Below are 17,147 nucleotides of genomic sequence, written 5' to 3'. Positions count from 1 at the left end.
TTTCCGTCCCCTGTACAGGTGTTCCCTATGAAACGTCCAAGTGGTCGCGTTGCCGATCAGCTTCGCTCGATCCGCATTACCCGCAACTACACCAAACACGCCGAGGGATCTGTACTGGTCGAATTCGGTGATACCAAGGTCATCTGCACCGTCAGCGTCGAAAACGGCGTGCCTCGCTTCCTGAAGGGCCAGGGGCAAGGCTGGTTGACCGCCGAATACGGCATGCTGCCGCGCGCCACCGGCGAGCGGAACCAGCGCGAGGCCAGCCGTGGCAAGCAGGGCGGCCGGACCCTGGAGATCCAGCGATTGATCGGCCGTTCCCTGCGCGCTGCGCTGGACATGTCCAAGCTTGGTGATGTGACGCTGTATGTCGATTGCGATGTGATCCAGGCTGACGGCGGCACCCGCACCGCTTCCATCACCGGCGCGATGGTTGCGTTGGTCGACGCCTTGAAAGTGATCAAGAAACGCGGTGGCCTCAAGGGCGGTGACCCGCTCAAGCAAATGATCGCCGCGGTGTCGGTGGGCATGTACCAGGGCGAGCCGGTGCTGGACCTGGACTACCTCGAAGACTCCGCCGCCGAAACCGACCTGAACGTGGTCATGACCAGCGCTGGCGGCTTCATCGAAGTCCAGGGCACTGCCGAAGGCGCGCCGTTCCAGCCGCAAGAGTTGAACGCTATGCTGGAGCTGGCGAAGAAAGGCATGACCGAAATCTTCGAATTGCAAAAGGCCGCGTTGGCCGACTGATTGTTGTGCGCTTCAGACAAGGAGAATGTCATGAGTGATGAGCAAGTCCTGTTGCCCCAACCGAGCAAAGAAGCGCGGCAATGGGCAATGTTTTGTCACCTGTCTGCACTGTTGGGAATTTTCATTCCGTTCGGTTCGCTGATCGGGCCGCTGGTCATCTGGCAGCTCAAGCGTGAGTCCGACCCGTTCATCGATGCCCAGGGCAAGGAAGCGCTGAACTTCCAAATCACTGTGGCGATCGCTGCGGCGATCAGCTTGCTGCTGATGATCGTGGTGATCGGTTTCTTCCTGTTTGGCCTGGTCGCCATCGGTGCGCTGGTGCTGACCATTATTGGCGGTGTGAAAGCCAATGAGGGGCAGCCGTACCGATATCCCTTTACCTGGCGGTTGGTTAAATAGCGAACAGCGCTGCGATATAAAAATGCCCCGGTTGTCGGGGCATTTTTATTAGGGGTGCGAAACTTGGTGTTTGTATAAAAACAATCGGAAAAGTCTGATAACGCTTCGTAGAAATGGATTCTTGCTTGATGTGATTCCATCACTGAAGCCTGAAGCGGATACATGCTCCAAAAAAATACCCGTATCTCGCGATACGGGTATTTTTTATGACCGGTCGGCCTGAAGCAGCTCGTCCATACGCTTAGACCGTCAGCGTCCAATCGTAGTCCACGATCAGCGGCGCGTGCTGCGAGAACCGTGGCTGGCGCGGCAGGCGGGCGCTGCGTACGAAGCGGCGCAGCCCAGGCGTCAGCAACTGGTAGTCGAAACGCCAGCCGAGATTGAGCATCTCGGCCTGCTCGTTGTCCGGCCACCAGCTGTACTGGTCGCCTTCGCGGCTGACTTCACGCAGGGCGTCGACATAGCCCATGTTGCCAATGATCTCGTCCATCCAGGCCCGTTCCGGCGCCAGGAAACCAGGAGATTGCTGGCTGTCGCGCCAGTTCTTGATATCCAGCTTCTGTTGCGCCACGTACAGCGAGCCACAATAAATGTACTCGCGACGTTTGCGCCGCTGTTTATCAAGGTAACGGGCGAAGTCGTCCATCAACTTGAATTTCTGATTCAAATCTTCATCGCCGTTCTGCCCCGAAGGGAGCAGTAAGGTCGCGATGCTGACCTTGTCGAAATCGGCTTGCAGGTAGCGCCCGTAGCGGTCCGCCGTCTCGAAACCGAGACCGTTGATGACAGCCTTCGGTTGCAGCCGCGAGTACAAAGCCACGCCACCCTGGGCGGGGACTTCGGCATCGCAGGCATAAAGGAAGTAACCATCCAGTTGGAAGGCTGCATCGTCCAGTTCAAAGGCGGAGGCGCGGGTGTCCTGCAGGCAGATGACGTCGGCATTCTGTGCTTGCAGCCAACTGAGCAAACCACGCTCCACTGCAGCCTGAATACCATTGACGTTCACACTGATGATCCGCATAAATGGCCCCAAAAATCACGTGCGTGTATGATACACGCCGTGTACCTATTTAGCTAAATCCGCGGTATTTGAGGCTTTTTTTCATGCAGGCGTATCAGCGCGATTTCATTCGCTTTGCCATCGATCGCGGTGTTCTGCGCTTCGGTGAGTTCACTCTCAAGTCCGGGCGCACCAGTCCGTACTTCTTCAACGCCGGCCTGTTCAACAGCGGCACCGCCCTGGCGCAGTTGGGTCGGTTCTATGCCGCGGCCATCGTCGAGAGCGGCATCCCGTTCGACGTATTGTTCGGGCCCGCCTACAAAGGCATCCCGCTGGCCGCCACCACCGCCGTCGCCCTGGCCGAACACCATGGCCGCGACCTGCCCTGGTGCTTCAACCGCAAGGAAGCCAAGGCCCATGGCGAGGGCGGTAGCCTGGTCGGCGCGCCGCTGACCGGCGATGTGCTTATCATCGATGACGTCATCACCGCCGGCACCGCCATTCGCGAAGTGATGCAGATCATCGCCTCGCAAGAAGGCGCCAAGGCCGCCGGCGTGCTGATCGCCCTGAACCGCCAGGAGCGCGGCAATGGTGAGCTTTCGGCAATTCAGGAAGTTGAGCGCGACTTCGGCATTCCGGTGATCAGCATTGTCTCGCTGAACCAGGTGCTGGAATTCTTGGCCGATGATCCGCAGCTCAAGCAGCATCTGCCGGCGGTGGAAGCCTACCGCGCCCAGTTCGGCGTCTAAAGATTTGCACATTCCCTTGTGGGAGCGAGCCTGCTCGCGAAGCGGTTTATCATTCAAAACTAGTGCTGACTGATTCCCCGCTTCGCGAGCAGGCTCGCTCCCACAGGTAATCGGTGCATAAAAAAAAGACCCCGCTCAACCAGGTTGAGCGGGGTCTTTTTTTTGCAGGTATCGCTTAAGGACGCTTGCGATTGCTGATCAACGTACCCACGCCGGTATCGGTGAAGATCTCCAGCAGGATCGCATTCGGCACGCGACCGTCGATGATCAGCGAGCTGCCAACACCGCCCTGTACCGCTTCCAGCGCGCAACGAATCTTCGGCAGCATGCCGCCGTAGATGGTGCCGTCGGCGATCAAGTCGTCGACTTGCTGGGTCGACAAGCCGGTCAGGACCTTGCCGGTCTTGTCCATCAGGCCGGCAATGTTGGTGAGCAGCATCAGCTTCTCGGCCTTCAGCGCCTCGGCGACCTTACCGGCCACCAGGTCGGCGTTGATGTTGTACGACTCACCGTTGGCGCCCACGCCGATTGGCGCGATGACCGGGATGAAGTCGCCCTTGACCAGCAAATTCAGCAGGTCGGTGTTGATGCCGACCACTTCGCCCACCTGGCCGATGTCGATGATTTCCGGCTGGGTCATCTCCGGGGTCTGGCGCGTAACGGTGAGCTTCTTCGCGCGGATCAGCTCGGCGTCCTTGCCGGTCAGGCCGATGGCGCTGCCGCCGTGACGGTTGATCAGGTTGACGATGTCCTTGTTTACCTGGCCGCCGAGCACCATTTCCACTACATCCATGGTCTGTGCGTCAGTGACGCGCATGCCGTCGATGAAATGGCTCTCGATGGAGAGGCGCTTGAGCAGGTCGCCGATCTGCGGGCCACCACCGTGCACCACCACCGGGTTGATGCCCACGGCCTTCATCAGCACGATGTCGCGGGCAAAGCCGGTTTTCAGCTCCTCGCTTTCCATCGCGTTGCCGCCGTACTTGATCACCAGGGTCTTGCCGACATAGCGTCGGATATAAGGCAACGCTTCGGACAGGACCTTGGCGGTGTTGGCGGCGGCTTCGCGTTCGAGGGTCATTCAGGGCTCCGGTGGTGATTCAAAAATCAGAACGGTAGTTGGAGATCGGGTGCAACACGTTTGAGTTGGGTGTGGAACACGTCCTTGATGCGCTGCAGTTCGGCCTCGTTGTCGGCCTCGAAGCGCAGCACCAGCACCGGCGTGGTGTTGGAGGCGCGAACCAGGCCCCAGCCTTGTGGGTAGTCGACCCGCACACCGTCGATGGTGGTCAGTTCGGCGCCTTCGCCCCACTGGGCATCGTGCAGTGCATCAATGATGCTGAATTTGCTCTCTTCGGTCACATGGATATTGATTTCCGGCGTAGAAATATCGTTCGGGAAGGTTGCGAACAGTTCTTCCGCAGTGGATTTTTCCTTGCTCAGAATCTCCAGCAGGCGTGCCGCGCTGTAGATGCCGTCATCAAAACCGAACCAACGCTCCTTGAAGAAGATGTGGCCGCTCATTTCGCCGGCCAGCAGGGCACCGCTCTGTTTCATTTTCTTTTTGATCAACGAATGGCCGGTTTTCCACATCAGCGGACGGCCGCCGTATTCCTTGATCAGCGGCACCAGGCGACGGGTGCACTTCACGTCGAAGATGATTTCCGCATCGGGGTTGCGTGCCACGACGTCCTTGGCGAACAGCATCAGCAGGCGGTCCGGGAACACGACGCTACCGGTCTCGGTCACCACGCCCACGCGGTCGCCGTCGCCGTCGAAGGCCAGGCCGAGGTCGGCATTGGTTTCCTTGACCTTGGCGATCAGGTCTTGCAGGTTTTCCAGCTTGCCCGGGTCCGGGTGGTGGTTCGGGAAGTTGCCGTCGACTTCGCAGAACAGCGGGATAACTTCGCAGTTCAGGGCTTCGATCAGTTGGGGGGCGATCACGCCAGCCGCGCCGTTGCCGCAATCGACCACCACTTTCAGGCGGCGATCGAGCTTCACGTCCTTGACGATCTCATCGTTGTAGCGCGGGAGGATGTCGACCTTGGTCACGCTGCCCTGGCCGCTGCTCAAGTCATTGGTCTTGAGGCGGGTGTGCAGGGCCTGGATCTGCTCGTTGGCGAGGGTGTCGCCGGCGATGACGATCTTGAAGCCGTTGTAGTTCGACGGGTTGTGGCTGCCGGTGAGCATCACGCCGGATTTACCAGCCAGCACGTTGGCGGCGTAGTACAGCGCCGGTGTAGGCACCAGGCCGACGTCGCTGACATGGCAACCACTGTCGGCAATGCCCTTGATCAATTGCTCGACCAGTTCCGGGCCGGACAAACGACCATCGCGGCCGACGTTCACGTTCGGTTCGCCCTGGGCCAGGCTCTGGGAACCAATGGCGCGGCCAATCCAGTAAGCGGTTTCAGCCGTCAGGGTTTCCGGCACGACGCCACGGATGTCGTAGGCGCGGAAGATACTGTCAGGAAAGATCGGGGCGATTGCGGCTGGGGTGTTCATGGGCGGGCGCTCTATCAGGAAAGTGACTGGACACGCCGACAGGGGCGTCGGCAGGCTCAAGCTGAAGGGTATGACGGCGTTTTTGGCAGAGAGTTCGCGGTGGGAGCGTGCCATGAGACAGCGGTATCCCGGTCTGAACCGTCTAAAACCTTGATTCCCGGTGGGAAACCTTGTCGCCAGCCGTTGCGCATTTTTCGTCCTGAAACAGAAGCTTAATAAAGCAGCCAGGCAAGGTGCCCGGCTGCAACGCAGTATCAATGACTGCCGGAATGCCCGAAGCCGCCGGCGCCACGTTGGCTTTCGTCGAATTCCTGGACCAGTTCGAAGTGGGCCTGGACCACTGGCACCAGCACAAGCTGAGCGATGCGTTCGCCCACTGCGATGTTAAAAGCGGTCTGGCCACGGTTCCAGCAGGACACCATCAGTTCGCCCTGGTAGTCCGAATCGATCAGCCCGACCAGGTTGCCCAGCACGATGCCGTGCTTATGGCCCAGGCCCGAGCGTGGCAGGATCAGCGCGGCAAGGCCCGGGTCACCGATATAGACCGACAGGCCGGTCGGAATCAGCAGGGTCTGGCCCGGCTCCAGGACGGTGTCCTGCTTGAGCATGGCCCGCAGGTCGAGGCCGGCGGAGCCCGGTGTGGCGTACTGCGGCAATGGAAATTCGTTGCCGATGCGTGGGTCGAGGATCTTGGCTTGTAGAGCGTGCATTGAAATTAAACCTGGTTCAGCCGTTCGGCGATGAAAGTGATCAGTTGGCGGGCGATCTTGCCCTTGCTGGTCTGGGCGAAAAGCGTGGCGTGCAACTGGCGGTCGATCACGCTGCAGGCGTTTTCCTCGCTGTTGAACCCAATGCTCGGGTTGGCGACGTCGTTGGCGACGATCAGGTCCAGATTCTTGTCCTTGAGCTTGCGCGCGGCGTAATCGAGGAGGTGTTCGGTCTCGGCGGCGAAACCCACACTGAACGGACGGTCGGGGCGGGTGGCAATGGTGGCCAGAATGTCAGGATTGCGCACCATTTGCAGGAGCAGGCCGTCGCCGCTCGTAGGGTCTTTCTTCAATTTTTGCGGGGCGACGACTTCAGGCCGGTAGTCCGCCACTGCCGCCGAGGCGATGAAGAGGTCGCACGGGATGGCGGCTTCGCAGGCGGCAAGCATGTCCCGGGCGCTGACGACGTCGATGCGCGTAACCCGGTCTGGGGTCGGCAGGTGCACGGGGCCGGTAATCAGCGTCACCCGGGCGCCAGCCTCTACGGCGGCTTCGGCCAGGGCGAAGCCCATTTTCCCTGAGCTGTGGTTGGTGATGTAGCGCACCGGGTCGATGTTTTCCTGGGTCGGCCCGGCGGTGATCAATACGTGCTTGCCCGTCAGGGCTTCGCGCTTGAAGCAGTCGGCGGCGCATTGGGCCAGGTCGGTGGCTTCTAGCATGCGGCCCATCCCGACATCGCCGCAGGCCTGGCTGCCGGAAGCTGGACCGAAGACTTTCAGGTTGCGACTTTCAAGCAGTTCCAGATTGGCCTGGGTGGCCGGGTCGCGCCACATGGCCTGGTTCATGGCCGGTGCCACGGCGACCACCGCGTCGGTGGCGAGCACCAGGGTGGTCAACAGGTCATTGGCGATGCCCTGGGCCAGGCGGGCGATGAGGTCGGCCGTGGCCGGGGCGATCAACACCAGGTCGGCCCACTTGGCCAGTTCGATATGGCCCATGGCGGCTTCAGCCGCCGGGTCGAGCAGATCCAGGTGGACCGGGTGGCCGGACAGGGCCTGCATGGTCAGCGGCGTGATGAATTCACTGCCGCCACGGGTCATGACGACCCGCACTTCCGCGCCCTGGTCGATAAGCCTGCGAACCAGCTCGGCGCTCTTGTAGGCGGCAATGCCGCCGCCGACGCCCAGAACGATGCGTTTCCGATACAGCCGCTGCATAGGCCTGCCTTTCGATTTCAGTGGTCAGCGCAGAGCGAAACCCTTGGCGTGAGCTGCCTGGGTGAAAATCGCCTGCAAAAAAGATGGGCTAAGATATCACAGCGTCCGCTATGGAACAGCGGCGCCCACTATCAGGGAGATGCCATGAGTATTCGGGATTGGCCCGTGGCCGAGCGGCCGCGGGAAAGGTTACTGGCGTCGGGAGCGGAGAGTCTTTCGGACGCCGAGTTGCTGGCGATTTTCTTGCGCACGGGAGTGGCGGGCAGAAGCGCGGTGGATCTGGCGCGACACCTATTGAGTCAATTTGGCTGCCTGCGCGCGCTGCTTGAAGCGGACCAGGTTACGTTCAGCGGTCAGATGGGCCTGGGCCCGGCGAAATTCGCACAATTGCGGGCCGTTCTTGAAATGGGCCGGCGACATCTGGCAGAGCGGATGCGGCAAAAATCAATGCTTGAGGATCCGCAGGCCGTTCGTGACTATCTGAAGTCAATGCTGCGCCACGAGCCTCATGAGGTTTTTGGTTGTCTGTTCCTTGATTCACGGCACCAGGTGCTGGCGTTTGAAGCACTGTTTCGCGGCTCGATCGCCACGGCCACCGTTCACCCTCGGCAAGTGGTCAAGCGGGCCCTGGCCCACAATTGCGCTGCCGTGATCCTGTGCCACAACCACCCCTCCGGCAACACCGAGCCCAGCCAGGCCGACCGAATGCTCACCGAGCGGCTTCAGGAGGCGCTGGAGCTGATCGATGTGCGGGTGCTCGATCATTTCATCGTTGGCGATGGGGAGCCACTGTCCATGGCGGAGTATGGGTGGATGTAGGCAGCGGCTGAATGGAGCTTTTGTGGGAGCGAGCCTGCTCGCGAAGGCGGTGTCTCAGTTGACTCAAAGTTGACTGACGAACCGATTTCGCGAGCAGGCTCGCTCCCACAAGGGGTGGGCGGGGTTACTTGAGACTGACCTTGGAATAGTCCTGGCGCCCAAACGGGCTCACCGCATACCCCTGCACATCCTTGCGGGTCAATGCGAAGGCGGTCGGGTGCGCCAACGGCAGCCAAAGGGCCTGCTGCTGGATCTGAGCCTGTGCCTGTTCGTAGAGCTTGGTGCGGACACCTTGCTCGCCAGTGGTCTTGCCGGCACTGATCAGCTTGTCCAGGTCCGGGTTGCAATAACGGGCAAAGTTGGTGCCGGACTTGACCGCCGCGCAGGAAAATTGCGGCGTGAGGAAATTGTCCGGATCGCCGTTATCACCGGCCCAGCCCATGAACAGCAGGTCATGCTCGCCAGCCTTGGCGCGGCGGATCAGCTCGCCCCATTCGATCACGCGGATTTCCGCCTGGATGCCGATTTCCGCCAGGTCCGATTGCAGCAGTTGGGCGCCAAGGCTCGGGTTGGGGTTGAGCAGACTGCCGGAAGGGCGAGTCCAGATGGTGGTCTTGAAGCCCTCTTTCAACCCGGCCTTGGCCAGCAGGTCCCGAGCTTTGGCCGGATCATGGGCATAGCCGGGCAGGTTTTTGGCGTAGCTCCAGGTGTTTGGGGGGTAAGGACCGTTGGCCGCTTCGGCGGTGCCTTCGAAAACGGTCTTGAGGTAGCTGGGCTTGTCAAACGCGAGATTGATAGCCTGACGGACTTCAGGTTTGTCCAAGGGGGGATGCTGGCTATTAATCGCCAGGAAGGCGGTCATGAAGGCGTCAGTCTGTTCCACTTTCAACGTAGGCTCTTGCTTGGCGGCCTGTACGTCCAACGGCTTGGGCGACAACGCGATCTGGCATTCATTGCGCCGCAGTTTCTGCAGGCGAACATTGGCGTCCGGGGTGATGGCGAAAATCAGGGGGTCGACCTGAGGCTTGCCGCCAAAGTATTCGCTGTTGGCCTTGTAGCGGATCGAGGCGTCTTTCTGGAAACGGCTGAAAATGAACGGGCCGGTGCCAATGGGCTGGCTGTTGAGTTGTTCCGGCTTGCCGGCCTTCAGCAACTGGTCTGCGTATTCGGCTGAATAGATTGACGCAAAGCCCATGCTCAGCGTCGCCAGGAAGGTCGAATCGGCATGGTCCAGTGTGAATCGCACCGTTAGCGGGTCCAGGGCGTCGATTTTTGTGATCAGCGACGGCAATTGCATGGATTGAGCGTGTGGGAAGCCACTCTGCGCCACTTTATGCCAAGGGTTGGCGGGATCCAGCATGCGGTCGAAGCTGAACTTGACGTCTTCGGCGGTCAAGTCGCGGTGCGGTGTGAAATAGTCGGTGTGGTGGAACTTGACCCGTGGACGCAGCTTGAACACATAGGTGAGTCCATCGGGCGACACTTCCCAGCTGTCGGCCAGGCTCGGGACCACTTTCCCGCTGGCCGTATCGAAGTCCACCAGGCGGTTCATCAGCACGTCGGCCGAAGCATTGGTGGTGGTCAACGAGTTGTATTGAACGACATCGAACCCTTCCGGGCTGGCCTCGGTACATACGCTCAGGGCGGCGGCCTGGGCCAGCGGGCTGATCAGCAGAGGGGCGAGCATCAGTGGTAGGGCAGCGAGGCGCATGATTTGATTTCCTGTGCAGGTCGGAGGCCCATCTGCGAGTGCAGTCTGGAAAAGGTCTACCCTAGTGGGCTCGCCTGCAAATGACTATCCCCATTTTGCATTTTCCGGCACTCTTTCCTGCGCTTCGCAGGAGGTGCCCTGGGTTGGAACCCGGCATCGATTGAAAAAAACCTGCGCGCCGCGACGAGCGGTAAGGCCATCGCCGGCCCTTGCCCCAGCCGCCCGGGGCTGCCGATTGATGATTTCCAACGAAGACAAATCACTCCGGCTGTTGTTGTGCTGGGGTCTTTCTGGTATAAAGCAGCGCTCTTTTCTAGGGGCCCGGTTCCTTCACTGTAGGTGTAGCCGGTAAGACCCTTAAAGAAACGCGGCGCCTGGCGCCAAATGACTGAGAGATTAAGCGGCCAACCCATGCCGGGTTGGGCATGTGGTTTTAGAGGGCTGAGGCATGTCGAGAGTCTGTCAAGTTACCGGTAAGGGTCCGGTGACTGGGAATAACATTTCCCACGCAAACAACAAAACCCGTCGTCGTTTCCTGCCGAACCTGCAGCATCACCGCTTCTGGGTTGAAGAAGAGAAACGTTTTGTACGTCTGCGCGTATCTGCCAAGGGCATGCGCATCATCGACAAGCGTGGCATCAGTGTCGTGCTGGCCGAACTTCGTCGCGATGGCAAGGTTTAAGGGAGCTAATCATGCGTGAATTGATTCGTTTGATCTCGAGCGCCGGTACTGGTCACTTCTACACTACCGACAAGAACAAGCGTACTACCCCGGACAAAATCGAGATCAAGAAATATGATCCGGTTGTTCGCAAGCACGTGATCTACAAGGAAGGCAAAATCAAGTAATTGATTTTTCCTTCTTTACGAAAAAGGCCCGTATCGCGAGATACGGGCCTTTTTTGTTAACGGTGTCTTGTCTGTCAGGGCGCCCTCGCGAGCAAGCCCAGACAGCACAAAACCCTCAGACCTTCTGCTCGAACACCACATAAATCTTGCGGCAAGGCTCTAGCACTTCCCAGGTGCCCTTGAACCCGGCCGGAATCACGAAGCGATCGCCCGCCCGAAGTGTCTTGGCATTGCCTTCGGCATCCCGCAGCACCGATACGCCCTGAACGATTTCGCAGTATTCGTGTTCCGTATAGTTGACCGTCCACTGGCCGACCGCACCTTCCCAGACCCCGGCATTCATCTGGCCGCATGGGCTGTTGTAATGATTGAACACCGCCTGTTCAGGATCACCCTTGAGTATTTTGGTGGGGTCCGGGCGATAGCGTTCGGGGGTAGTATTGGCCTGGCTGAAATCGACGATGTCCTGGATATGCATGCAAGTGATCCCCGGAGATAGCGTGGAAGGCCTCGAGTCTATGTTTATTAAAACGAACATCGCAAGGCCGTTTGCCAGCGTTATGTCAAATATATTGAAACATTAGCGGCGGCTGGTTTAGGGTGGCGGATGTTCCGTGCCGATAACAGCGCCGAAAACGGGCTGGCCGGGCAGAATTCTTGAGCGCTGCGGGTGCCGCGGCGTTCCTACCCAATAAGAGGAGGACACTCGCATGACCACCCTGACTCGTGCCGACTGGGAACAGCGTGCCCGCGACCTGAAGATCGAAGGCCGCGCTTTCATCAACGGCGAATACACCGATGCGGTGTCCGGCGAAACCTTCGATTGCCTCAGCCCGGTCGATGGCCGCCTGCTGGGCAAGGTCGCCAGCTGTGACGTGGCCGATGCCCAGCGCGCCGTCGAAAATGCTCGCGCCACGTTCGATTCCGGCGTCTGGTCGCGCCTGGCGCCGAGCAAGCGCAAAGCCGCCATGATTCGCTTCGCCGGGCTGCTCAAGCAGAACGCCGAGGAGCTGGCCCTGCTGGAAACCCTGGACATGGGCAAGCCGATCAGCGATTCGCTGAATATCGACGTGCCCGGGGCCGCCCAGGCGCTGAGCTGGAGCGGTGAAGCCATCGACAAGATCTACGACGAAGTGGCCGCGACGCCCCACGATCAGTTAGGCCTGGTGACCCGCGAACCCGTCGGCGTGGTCGGCGCCATCGTGCCGTGGAACTTCCCGCTGATGATGGCTTGCTGGAAGCTCGGCCCTGCGTTGTCCACCGGTAACTCCGTGGTGCTGAAACCATCGGAAAAATCCCCGCTGACCGCGATCCGTATCGCCGCCCTGGCAATTGAGGCGGGTATTCCCAAAGGTGTGCTGAACGTTCTGCCGGGCTACGGCCATACCGTTGGCAAGGCGCTGGCCTTGCACATGGATGTCGATACGCTGGTATTCACCGGCTCGACCCGGATCGCCAAGCAACTGATGGTCTATTCCGGAGAGTCCAACATGAAGCGCGTCTGGCTGGAAGCCGGCGGCAAGAGCCCGAACATCGTGTTTGCCGATGCCCCGGACCTACAAGCCGCCGCCGAATCCGCCGCCAGTGCCATTGCCTTCAACCAGGGCGAAGTCTGCACCGCCGGCTCGCGCCTGCTGGTGGAGCGTTCCATCAAGGACACCTTCCTGCCGCTGGTGATCGAGGCCCTCAAGGGCTGGAAGCCTGGCAACCCGCTGGACCCGGCCACCAATGTCGGTGCCCTGGTCGATACCCAGCAGATGAATACCGTGTTGTCCTACATCGAGGCCGGTCACAGCGACGGCGCCACGCTGGTGGCGGGCGGCAAGCGGATCCTCGAAGAGACCGGCGGCACTTACGTTGAACCGACGATCTTCGATGGCGTGAGCAACGCAATGAAGATCGCCCAGGAAGAAATCTTCGGCCCGGTATTGTCCGTCATCGCCTTCGACAGCGCCGAAGAAGCCATCCAGATCGCCAACGACACGCCATACGGCTTGGCTGCCGCGGTGTGGACCAAGGACATCTCCAAGGCCCACCTGACCGCCAAGGCGCTGCGCGCCGGCAGCGTCTGGGTCAACCAGTACGACGGCGGTGACATGACCGCGCCGTTCGGTGGCTTCAAGCAGTCGGGTAACGGCCGGGACAAGTCGTTGCATGCGTTCGACAAATACACCGAGCTGAAGGCGACCTGGATCAAGCTCTGATGAAATGACGGCTCCGGATCCGGTTCGGGCCCTCAAGTAGCGCTAGTCCCCTGTGGGAGCGAGCTTGCTCGCGATCAGCGGTATGACAGTCGACGACATCGTTGAATGTCGCGCCGCCATCGCGAGCAAGCTCGCTCCCACAGGTTTTTCTGGCGTTCAGAAATCATCATTCCAGCCCAGCCACAGTGGCGAGGGAGCTTGCTCCCGCTGGGTTGCGAAGCGGCCCCAGCTTTTACGACTGCTTCGCAGCCGAGCGGGAGCAAGCTCCCTCGCCACGGGGTAGCGTCGTCGCTGATCGCTGATATTCCGCGTTCTGTGACCTCTGTGTGGGAGCGAGCTCGCGATAGCGGTGTGACAGTCGGCAAATATGATGAATGTATGACCGCCATCGCGAGCAAGCTCGCTCCCGCATTGGTTTTGAGTGATTGCTACAGGAGCAGGGAAATGCGTTGGGCGACTTATTTCGCCGTGTTGGCGTCTGTCCTGAGTGTCGGCCTGGCCCTGGGCGTGAGCATGCCGCTGGTGTCGCTGCGCCTGGAGGGCTGGGGTTACGGTTCGTTCGCCATCGGCGTTATGGCCGCCATGCCGGCCGTTGGGGTGCTGGTCGGGGCCAAGGTATCGAGCCGACTGGCGGCGCGCTTCGGCACGGCGGCATTGATGCGCCTGTGCCTCTGGGGCGGGGCGCTGTCCATCGGGTTGCTGGCGCTGTTGCCCAGTTATCCGGTGTGGTTGCTGCTGCGGCTGTTGATCGGCGTGGTCCTGACGCTGGTGTTCATCCTTGGCGAGAGCTGGATCAATCAATTGGTCGTCGAACAATGGCGCGGCCGGTTGGTCGCGCTGTACGGCAGCAGCTATGCGTTGAGCCAACTGTCCGGTCCGTTGCTGCTCGGCGCCCTTGGGACCGACCACGACTATGGCTTCTGGGTGGGCGTCGGCCTGCTGCTGGTCTCGCCCTTATTGTTGCTTGGCCGTAGCGGGGCGCCCAGCAGTGAAGCCAGCAGTGTCACCTTCAAAGATCTCTGGGGCTTTTGCCGGGGCTTGCCGGCGATTGGTTGGGCCGTGTCGTTGTTCGCCGCCTTTGAAGCCATGATCCTGACGTTACTGCCCGTCTATTGCTTGCGCCAGGGCTTCAGCGCCGATGTCGCACTGGCGATGGTCAGCACAGTGGTGGTCGGCGATGCCTTGCTGCAATTGCCCATCGGTGCCCTGGCCGATCGTCTTTCGCGTCGCTCGCTGTTCACTGGCTGCGCGGTGGTCTTGATGTTGTCCAGCCTGGCAGTGCCGCTGCTGATCGACACGCTCTTCATCTGGCCGCTGTGGGTGCTGTTTGGTGCCAGCGCGGGAGGGCTGTTCACCTTGTCGCTGATTTTGATCGGCGAGCGTTATCGCGACGATGCGCTGGTCCGGGCCAACGCTCATATTGCCCAGCTTTGGGGCATTGGATGCCTGGTTGGACCTTTGTTGGCGGGGGCGGGCAGCCAATGGATCAGCGGGCACGCGCTGCCCCTGTTCATGGCTGCGGGGGCGTTCGGGTTGGTGATTCTGTTGTTGCGACAAGGCGCGTTCGGAGCGACACAGCCCGCCTGAAGTTAGAAGAGGCCGGCGACGAGGGAGCTTGCTCCCTCGCCACAAAGGCGGACTGCCAGAAAAGCAGTCAACCCTCAGAGCATGCTCTCAAGCCCGATCGTCGTGGCGAACCAGGCATTGAACCGGCGCCACCAACTGCCTGGCTCGCGGTCCAAGTCGTGTAGCTTGCCGTTGTCTTCGGTGGTCCATACCATTCTTCCCTCTTCAAGCCGCGCTTGATAACTCAGGGTCGGCGCCATCCCCTGTAACGCCAGCTCGCGCACCTGGTCGGCAAGCTCCGGGCTGTCCACCAGGACACCGACCTCGGTGTTCCACAGGACCGAACGCGGGTCGAAGTTGAACGAGCCGATGAAGGACTTCTGCCGGTCGAAGATGATCGCCTTGCTGTGCAGGCTGGAGTCCGACTCGCCGTAGGATTTGCTATAGAACAGATGTGGGCTGCTGCCATTGTCGCCCGGCTGTCGTCGCAGTTCGAACAGGCGCACGCCGTGCTGCAACAGGGCCTTGCGATACGGCGCGTAGCCGCCATGAACAGCGGGCACATCAGTGGCTTCCAGGGAGTTGGTCAGCAGGCTCACCGACACGCCGGCATCGGCGCGACTGGTCAGGTACACCAGGCCCGGCTGGCCGGGGACGAAGTAGGCCGAGATCATGATCAATTCCTTGCTCACTCCGGTCAGCTCCGGCCCCAGTTGCGTTGTCAGCAGCAATTGGGGGTCAGGCTCATCCCTTGACAGTACTTTGCTAGGCGCGTCCCACAATGCCTGGTTCCAGGCCCAGATCAATTGACTGCGCCAGGTGTCCAGGCGTGGCTGGGTCTTGTAGGTGGTCAGCTGTTGATACAGCGCCTGGTTTTCCTTGTGCGTCTGATCAAGGGACGCTTGCAGGCGCAAGCGGCTGTCGGCCAAGTCCTGGGCAGTGGGCCGATGGGACATGAACTGCTCGATGGGCTTGCTCAGGGCGCTGTTCCAATACTGGTCGAAGCTATGTCCCAGCTGCTCGGCCACCGGCCCGACGCCGAGCAGGTCGATGTCGGTGAAGTTCAGGTTGGGTTCGGCATCGAAATACTCATCCCCCAGGTTTCGGCCTCCGACGATCGCCATGCTGTTGTCCGCCAGCCAAAGCTTGTTGTGCATCCTTCGATGCTGCAACGACAGGTTGAACAGCCGCCCGAGGCCGCGGGTCACGCCGGTGGCGCGGCCAAGATGCAAAGGGTTGAACAGGCGGATCTGGACGTTGGGGTGGGCAGCGAGCGTCGCGATGGTCTCCTCTTGCCCGTCGCTGGTGGTGTCATCCAGCAAGATGCGCACGCGTACGCCCCGGTCGGCGGCCTTGAGCAACTCGTCCACCAGCATTCGCGTGCTGATCCCGTCATGGACGATGTAGTACTGCAAGTCCAGGCTGCCTTGAGCGTTGCGGATCAATTCGGCCCGGGCGGTGAAGGCCTCGGAGCTGTCCGACAGTAGACGAAAGCCCGAGCGGCCCTCGTGAAGAGCGGCTTGGGCCTGGACTGAGCGACCGAAGGTCGAATGCTCCGCCGCTAGCGCCTGGCTGGGCTCGCGAGTGATATCCAGGCTCGCGCAGCCGCAGAGAGTCGTGGCGAGCAACAGAGCGAATGTCAGGGGAACGTGGGGTTTCAAGTCGAATCATCCCGGGTCGTTGCGAAGGAGTATGGCACGGCTTTTTGATCCGTCATGCCTGCGAGATGCGATGCCCCTTGGGTGTGGGACACCGCCTCCAAGGCCAAGAGAGCCACGCGTTTTGCTGAAAAACATGGCGCGTCGAGGAGCCTTTTCCTACAGAAAAATCCCATCTGGTAGGCAACGATACGCAGGCATTGCTGCCGGTGGCTGGTTTCCTTCCCTGATAGCCATCGCATGACTCCACTCCCTCCCATTCCACAGGTAAGTAATCATGAAAAAAATATTCCTGGCCAGCATGCTGGCTGCTGCTTCCACGCCCATGATCGCCCAGGCGGCCAGTGTTGATTTGAATGTAACTGGCCGGGTCATTCCGACCTCCTGCGTTCCGGCATTTGCCGGTGGTAGCGATGTCAACCTAGGCCGGATTTTTTCGTCCACCCTGGCCCCCGATCGGCAGAACGATCTTCCTCAGCGGGACGTCAGCCTGCAAATCACCTGCTCCGCTCCGGCGGCCGTGGAAATTGCCGTGACTGACAACCGCGGTGCTTCCAAAGTGCCGGGCCTGTCCTTCAACGGAAGCCGAGGCGATGATCTGTATTACGGCCTGGGTAGCACCCAGGGGGTCGGCATCGGTGGTTTCGGTTTGTTGGGTGGCCAGCCTCGGGCCGACGGCGCTTTGCAGTCACTGCTGCTACGAACGGCGGCCAATCCGGGCTGGAGCGTGCCGACCAATGGTTTGGTGACCAATGCGCCAACGACTTACTCCTGGGGGGGTAGCCCGGCAGCCGGTCCCGCACCGGCTCGTCTTCACACCTTCCCGATGAAAGTCGCCGCGGTCATTCGCGCCACGTCCGAATTACCGGCTACCACCGATGACTTCGATCTCGACGGTTCGGTTACGTTCGATGTGTTTTACCTCTGACTCCTGGCGCATGCGACGCGTGATGCGCGTCTGAAGGGCTATCGATTCGCCTGAGGAGCCGTGCTCCTGCGGGTAGGTTTGATGC

Annotated in this window: 16 protein-coding genes and 1 pseudogene; 9 read left to right on the top strand and 8 right to left on the bottom strand. The window is 60.5% G+C overall.

Annotated features, from left to right (window positions below; all coding sequences use genetic code 11):
* Positions 1–27 precede the first annotated feature (27 nt).
* Positions 28–750, top strand: coding sequence for a ribonuclease PH (gene rph / locus J3P76_RS24875; RefSeq protein ID WP_420767157.1), 723 nt, complete (start codon positions 28–30; stop codon positions 748–750).
* A gap of 30 nt (positions 751–780) precedes the next feature.
* Positions 781–1,149 carry a DUF4870 domain-containing protein gene (locus tag J3P76_RS24870; protein ID WP_186615200.1) on the top strand — a complete coding sequence of 123 codons (369 nt, stop codon included), beginning with the start codon at positions 781–783 and terminating at the stop codon, positions 1,147–1,149.
* A 241-nt stretch (positions 1,150–1,390) separates the two neighbouring features.
* Here J3P76_RS24870 and J3P76_RS24865 read toward each other — a convergent pair whose 3' ends face one another.
* Complete coding sequence (locus J3P76_RS24865) at positions 1,391–2,170, bottom strand: exodeoxyribonuclease III (protein WP_434608858.1); 780 nt, start codon at positions 2,168–2,170, stop codon at positions 1,391–1,393.
* An 83-nt stretch (positions 2,171–2,253) separates the two neighbouring features.
* On the opposite strand from J3P76_RS24865, the gene pyrE reads away from it, so the two are divergent.
* Positions 2,254–2,898: an orotate phosphoribosyltransferase gene (pyrE, locus tag J3P76_RS24860; protein WP_060740059.1), complete on the top strand. Its 645-nt coding sequence runs from the start codon at positions 2,254–2,256 to the stop codon at positions 2,896–2,898.
* A gap of 175 nt (positions 2,899–3,073) precedes the next feature.
* On the opposite strand, the gene argB is transcribed toward pyrE, so the two are convergent.
* From argB to coaBC, 4 genes and pseudogenes are all read right to left on the bottom strand, one after another.
* Complete coding sequence (gene argB, locus J3P76_RS24855) at positions 3,074–3,979, bottom strand: acetylglutamate kinase (protein WP_030138216.1); 906 nt, start codon at positions 3,977–3,979, stop codon at positions 3,074–3,076.
* A gap of 26 nt (positions 3,980–4,005) precedes the next feature.
* Positions 4,006–5,421 (bottom strand): annotated as a pseudogene (locus J3P76_RS24850) (phosphomannomutase/phosphoglucomutase); the annotation flags it as partial.
* A gap of 236 nt (positions 5,422–5,657) precedes the next feature.
* Positions 5,658–6,113 carry a dUTP diphosphatase gene (gene dut, locus J3P76_RS24845; protein WP_030138214.1) on the bottom strand — a complete coding sequence of 152 codons (456 nt, stop codon included), beginning with the start codon at positions 6,111–6,113 and terminating at the stop codon, positions 5,658–5,660.
* A 5-nt stretch (positions 6,114–6,118) separates the two neighbouring features.
* Positions 6,119–7,327, bottom strand: a complete 1,209-nt coding sequence (gene coaBC, locus J3P76_RS24840) for a bifunctional phosphopantothenoylcysteine decarboxylase/phosphopantothenate--cysteine ligase CoaBC (RefSeq protein WP_420767159.1) — start codon at positions 7,325–7,327, stop codon at positions 6,119–6,121.
* Positions 7,328–7,471: 144 nt separating this feature from the next.
* Here coaBC and radC point away from each other — a divergent pair, with 144 nt between their 5' ends.
* Complete coding sequence (gene radC / locus J3P76_RS24835) at positions 7,472–8,146, top strand: RadC family protein (RefSeq protein ID WP_434608862.1); 675 nt, start codon at positions 7,472–7,474, stop codon at positions 8,144–8,146.
* A gap of 124 nt (positions 8,147–8,270) precedes the next feature.
* Here radC and J3P76_RS24830 read toward each other — a convergent pair whose 3' ends face one another.
* Positions 8,271–9,857 (bottom strand): ABC transporter substrate-binding protein, encoded by a 1,587-nt coding sequence (locus tag J3P76_RS24830; protein WP_434608864.1) that lies wholly within the window; start codon positions 9,855–9,857, stop codon positions 8,271–8,273.
* Between the two features lie 448 nt (positions 9,858–10,305).
* Here J3P76_RS24830 and rpmB point away from each other — a divergent pair, with 448 nt between their 5' ends.
* Together rpmB and rpmG are read left to right on the top strand one after the other, a co-directional pair.
* Positions 10,306–10,539 carry a 50S ribosomal protein L28 gene (rpmB, locus tag J3P76_RS24825; protein ID WP_003177273.1) on the top strand — a complete coding sequence of 78 codons (234 nt, stop codon included), beginning with the start codon at positions 10,306–10,308 and terminating at the stop codon, positions 10,537–10,539.
* Between the two features lie 11 nt (positions 10,540–10,550).
* A complete protein-coding gene (gene rpmG / locus J3P76_RS24820; RefSeq protein ID WP_003177274.1) occupies positions 10,551–10,706 on the top strand; it encodes a 50S ribosomal protein L33 in 156 nt (51 codons plus the stop codon).
* Positions 10,707–10,821: 115 nt separating this feature from the next.
* On the opposite strand, the gene J3P76_RS24815 is transcribed toward rpmG, so the two are convergent.
* Positions 10,822–11,184, bottom strand: a complete 363-nt coding sequence (locus tag J3P76_RS24815) for a cupin domain-containing protein (RefSeq protein WP_434701348.1) — start codon at positions 11,182–11,184, stop codon at positions 10,822–10,824.
* 232 nt (positions 11,185–11,416) lie between these two features.
* Here J3P76_RS24815 and J3P76_RS24810 point away from each other — a divergent pair, with 232 nt between their 5' ends.
* On the top strand, positions 11,417–12,910 hold the full coding sequence (locus tag J3P76_RS24810) for an aldehyde dehydrogenase (protein ID WP_420767162.1): 1,494 nt from the start codon (positions 11,417–11,419) through the stop codon (positions 12,908–12,910).
* A gap of 444 nt (positions 12,911–13,354) precedes the next feature.
* Positions 13,355–14,497 carry an MFS transporter gene (locus tag J3P76_RS24805; RefSeq protein WP_420767163.1) on the top strand — a complete coding sequence of 381 codons (1,143 nt, stop codon included), beginning with the start codon at positions 13,355–13,357 and terminating at the stop codon, positions 14,495–14,497.
* A gap of 74 nt (positions 14,498–14,571) precedes the next feature.
* Here J3P76_RS24805 and J3P76_RS24800 read toward each other — a convergent pair whose 3' ends face one another.
* Positions 14,572–16,137, bottom strand: a complete 1,566-nt coding sequence (locus J3P76_RS24800; protein ID WP_434701347.1) for a phospholipase D family protein — start codon at positions 16,135–16,137, stop codon at positions 14,572–14,574.
* A 274-nt stretch (positions 16,138–16,411) separates the two neighbouring features.
* Between J3P76_RS24800 and J3P76_RS24795 the strand changes: the two genes are divergently transcribed.
* A complete protein-coding gene (locus J3P76_RS24795) occupies positions 16,412–17,062 on the top strand; it encodes a DUF1120 domain-containing protein (RefSeq protein WP_434608869.1) in 651 nt (216 codons plus the stop codon).
* Positions 17,063–17,147: the final 85 nt, after the last annotated feature.

The sequence above is a fragment of the Pseudomonas sp. D1-36 genome, assembly GCF_051132205.1.
GTDB lineage: Bacteria > Pseudomonadota > Gammaproteobacteria > Pseudomonadales > Pseudomonadaceae > Aquipseudomonas.
This window is presented reverse-complemented; position numbering and strand designations above follow the sequence as displayed.

Bases quoted from the DNA above. Each gene is read 5' to 3' on its own strand.
- rpmB (WP_003177273.1), top strand. From the start codon at position 10,306: ATGTCGAGAGTCTGTCAAGTTACCGGTAAGGGTCCGGTGACTGGGAAT.
- dut (WP_030138214.1), bottom strand. From the start codon at position 6,113: ATGCACGCTCTACAAGCCAAGATCCTCGACCCACGCATCGGCAACGAA.
- J3P76_RS24805 (WP_420767163.1), top strand. From the start codon at position 13,355: ATGCGTTGGGCGACTTATTTCGCCGTGTTGGCGTCTGTCCTGAGTGTC.
- J3P76_RS24815 (WP_434701348.1), bottom strand. From the start codon at position 11,184: ATGCATATCCAGGACATCGTCGATTTCAGCCAGGCCAATACTACCCCC.
- J3P76_RS24830 (WP_434608864.1), bottom strand. From the start codon at position 9,857: ATGCGCCTCGCTGCCCTACCACTGATGCTCGCCCCTCTGCTGATCAGC.
- coaBC (WP_420767159.1), bottom strand. From the start codon at position 7,327: ATGCAGCGGCTGTATCGGAAACGCATCGTTCTGGGCGTCGGCGGCGGC.
- rpmG (WP_003177274.1), top strand. From the start codon at position 10,551: ATGCGTGAATTGATTCGTTTGATCTCGAGCGCCGGTACTGGTCACTTC.
- J3P76_RS24795 (WP_434608869.1), top strand. From the start codon at position 16,412: ATGAAAAAAATATTCCTGGCCAGCATGCTGGCTGCTGCTTCCACGCCC.
- rph (WP_420767157.1), top strand. From the start codon at position 28: ATGAAACGTCCAAGTGGTCGCGTTGCCGATCAGCTTCGCTCGATCCGC.
- J3P76_RS24870 (WP_186615200.1), top strand. From the start codon at position 781: ATGAGTGATGAGCAAGTCCTGTTGCCCCAACCGAGCAAAGAAGCGCGG.
- J3P76_RS24810 (WP_420767162.1), top strand. From the start codon at position 11,417: ATGACCACCCTGACTCGTGCCGACTGGGAACAGCGTGCCCGCGACCTG.
- argB (WP_030138216.1), bottom strand. From the start codon at position 3,979: ATGACCCTCGAACGCGAAGCCGCCGCCAACACCGCCAAGGTCCTGTCC.
- pyrE (WP_060740059.1), top strand. From the start codon at position 2,254: ATGCAGGCGTATCAGCGCGATTTCATTCGCTTTGCCATCGATCGCGGT.
- J3P76_RS24865 (WP_434608858.1), bottom strand. From the start codon at position 2,170: ATGCGGATCATCAGTGTGAACGTCAATGGTATTCAGGCTGCAGTGGAG.
- radC (WP_434608862.1), top strand. From the start codon at position 7,472: ATGAGTATTCGGGATTGGCCCGTGGCCGAGCGGCCGCGGGAAAGGTTA.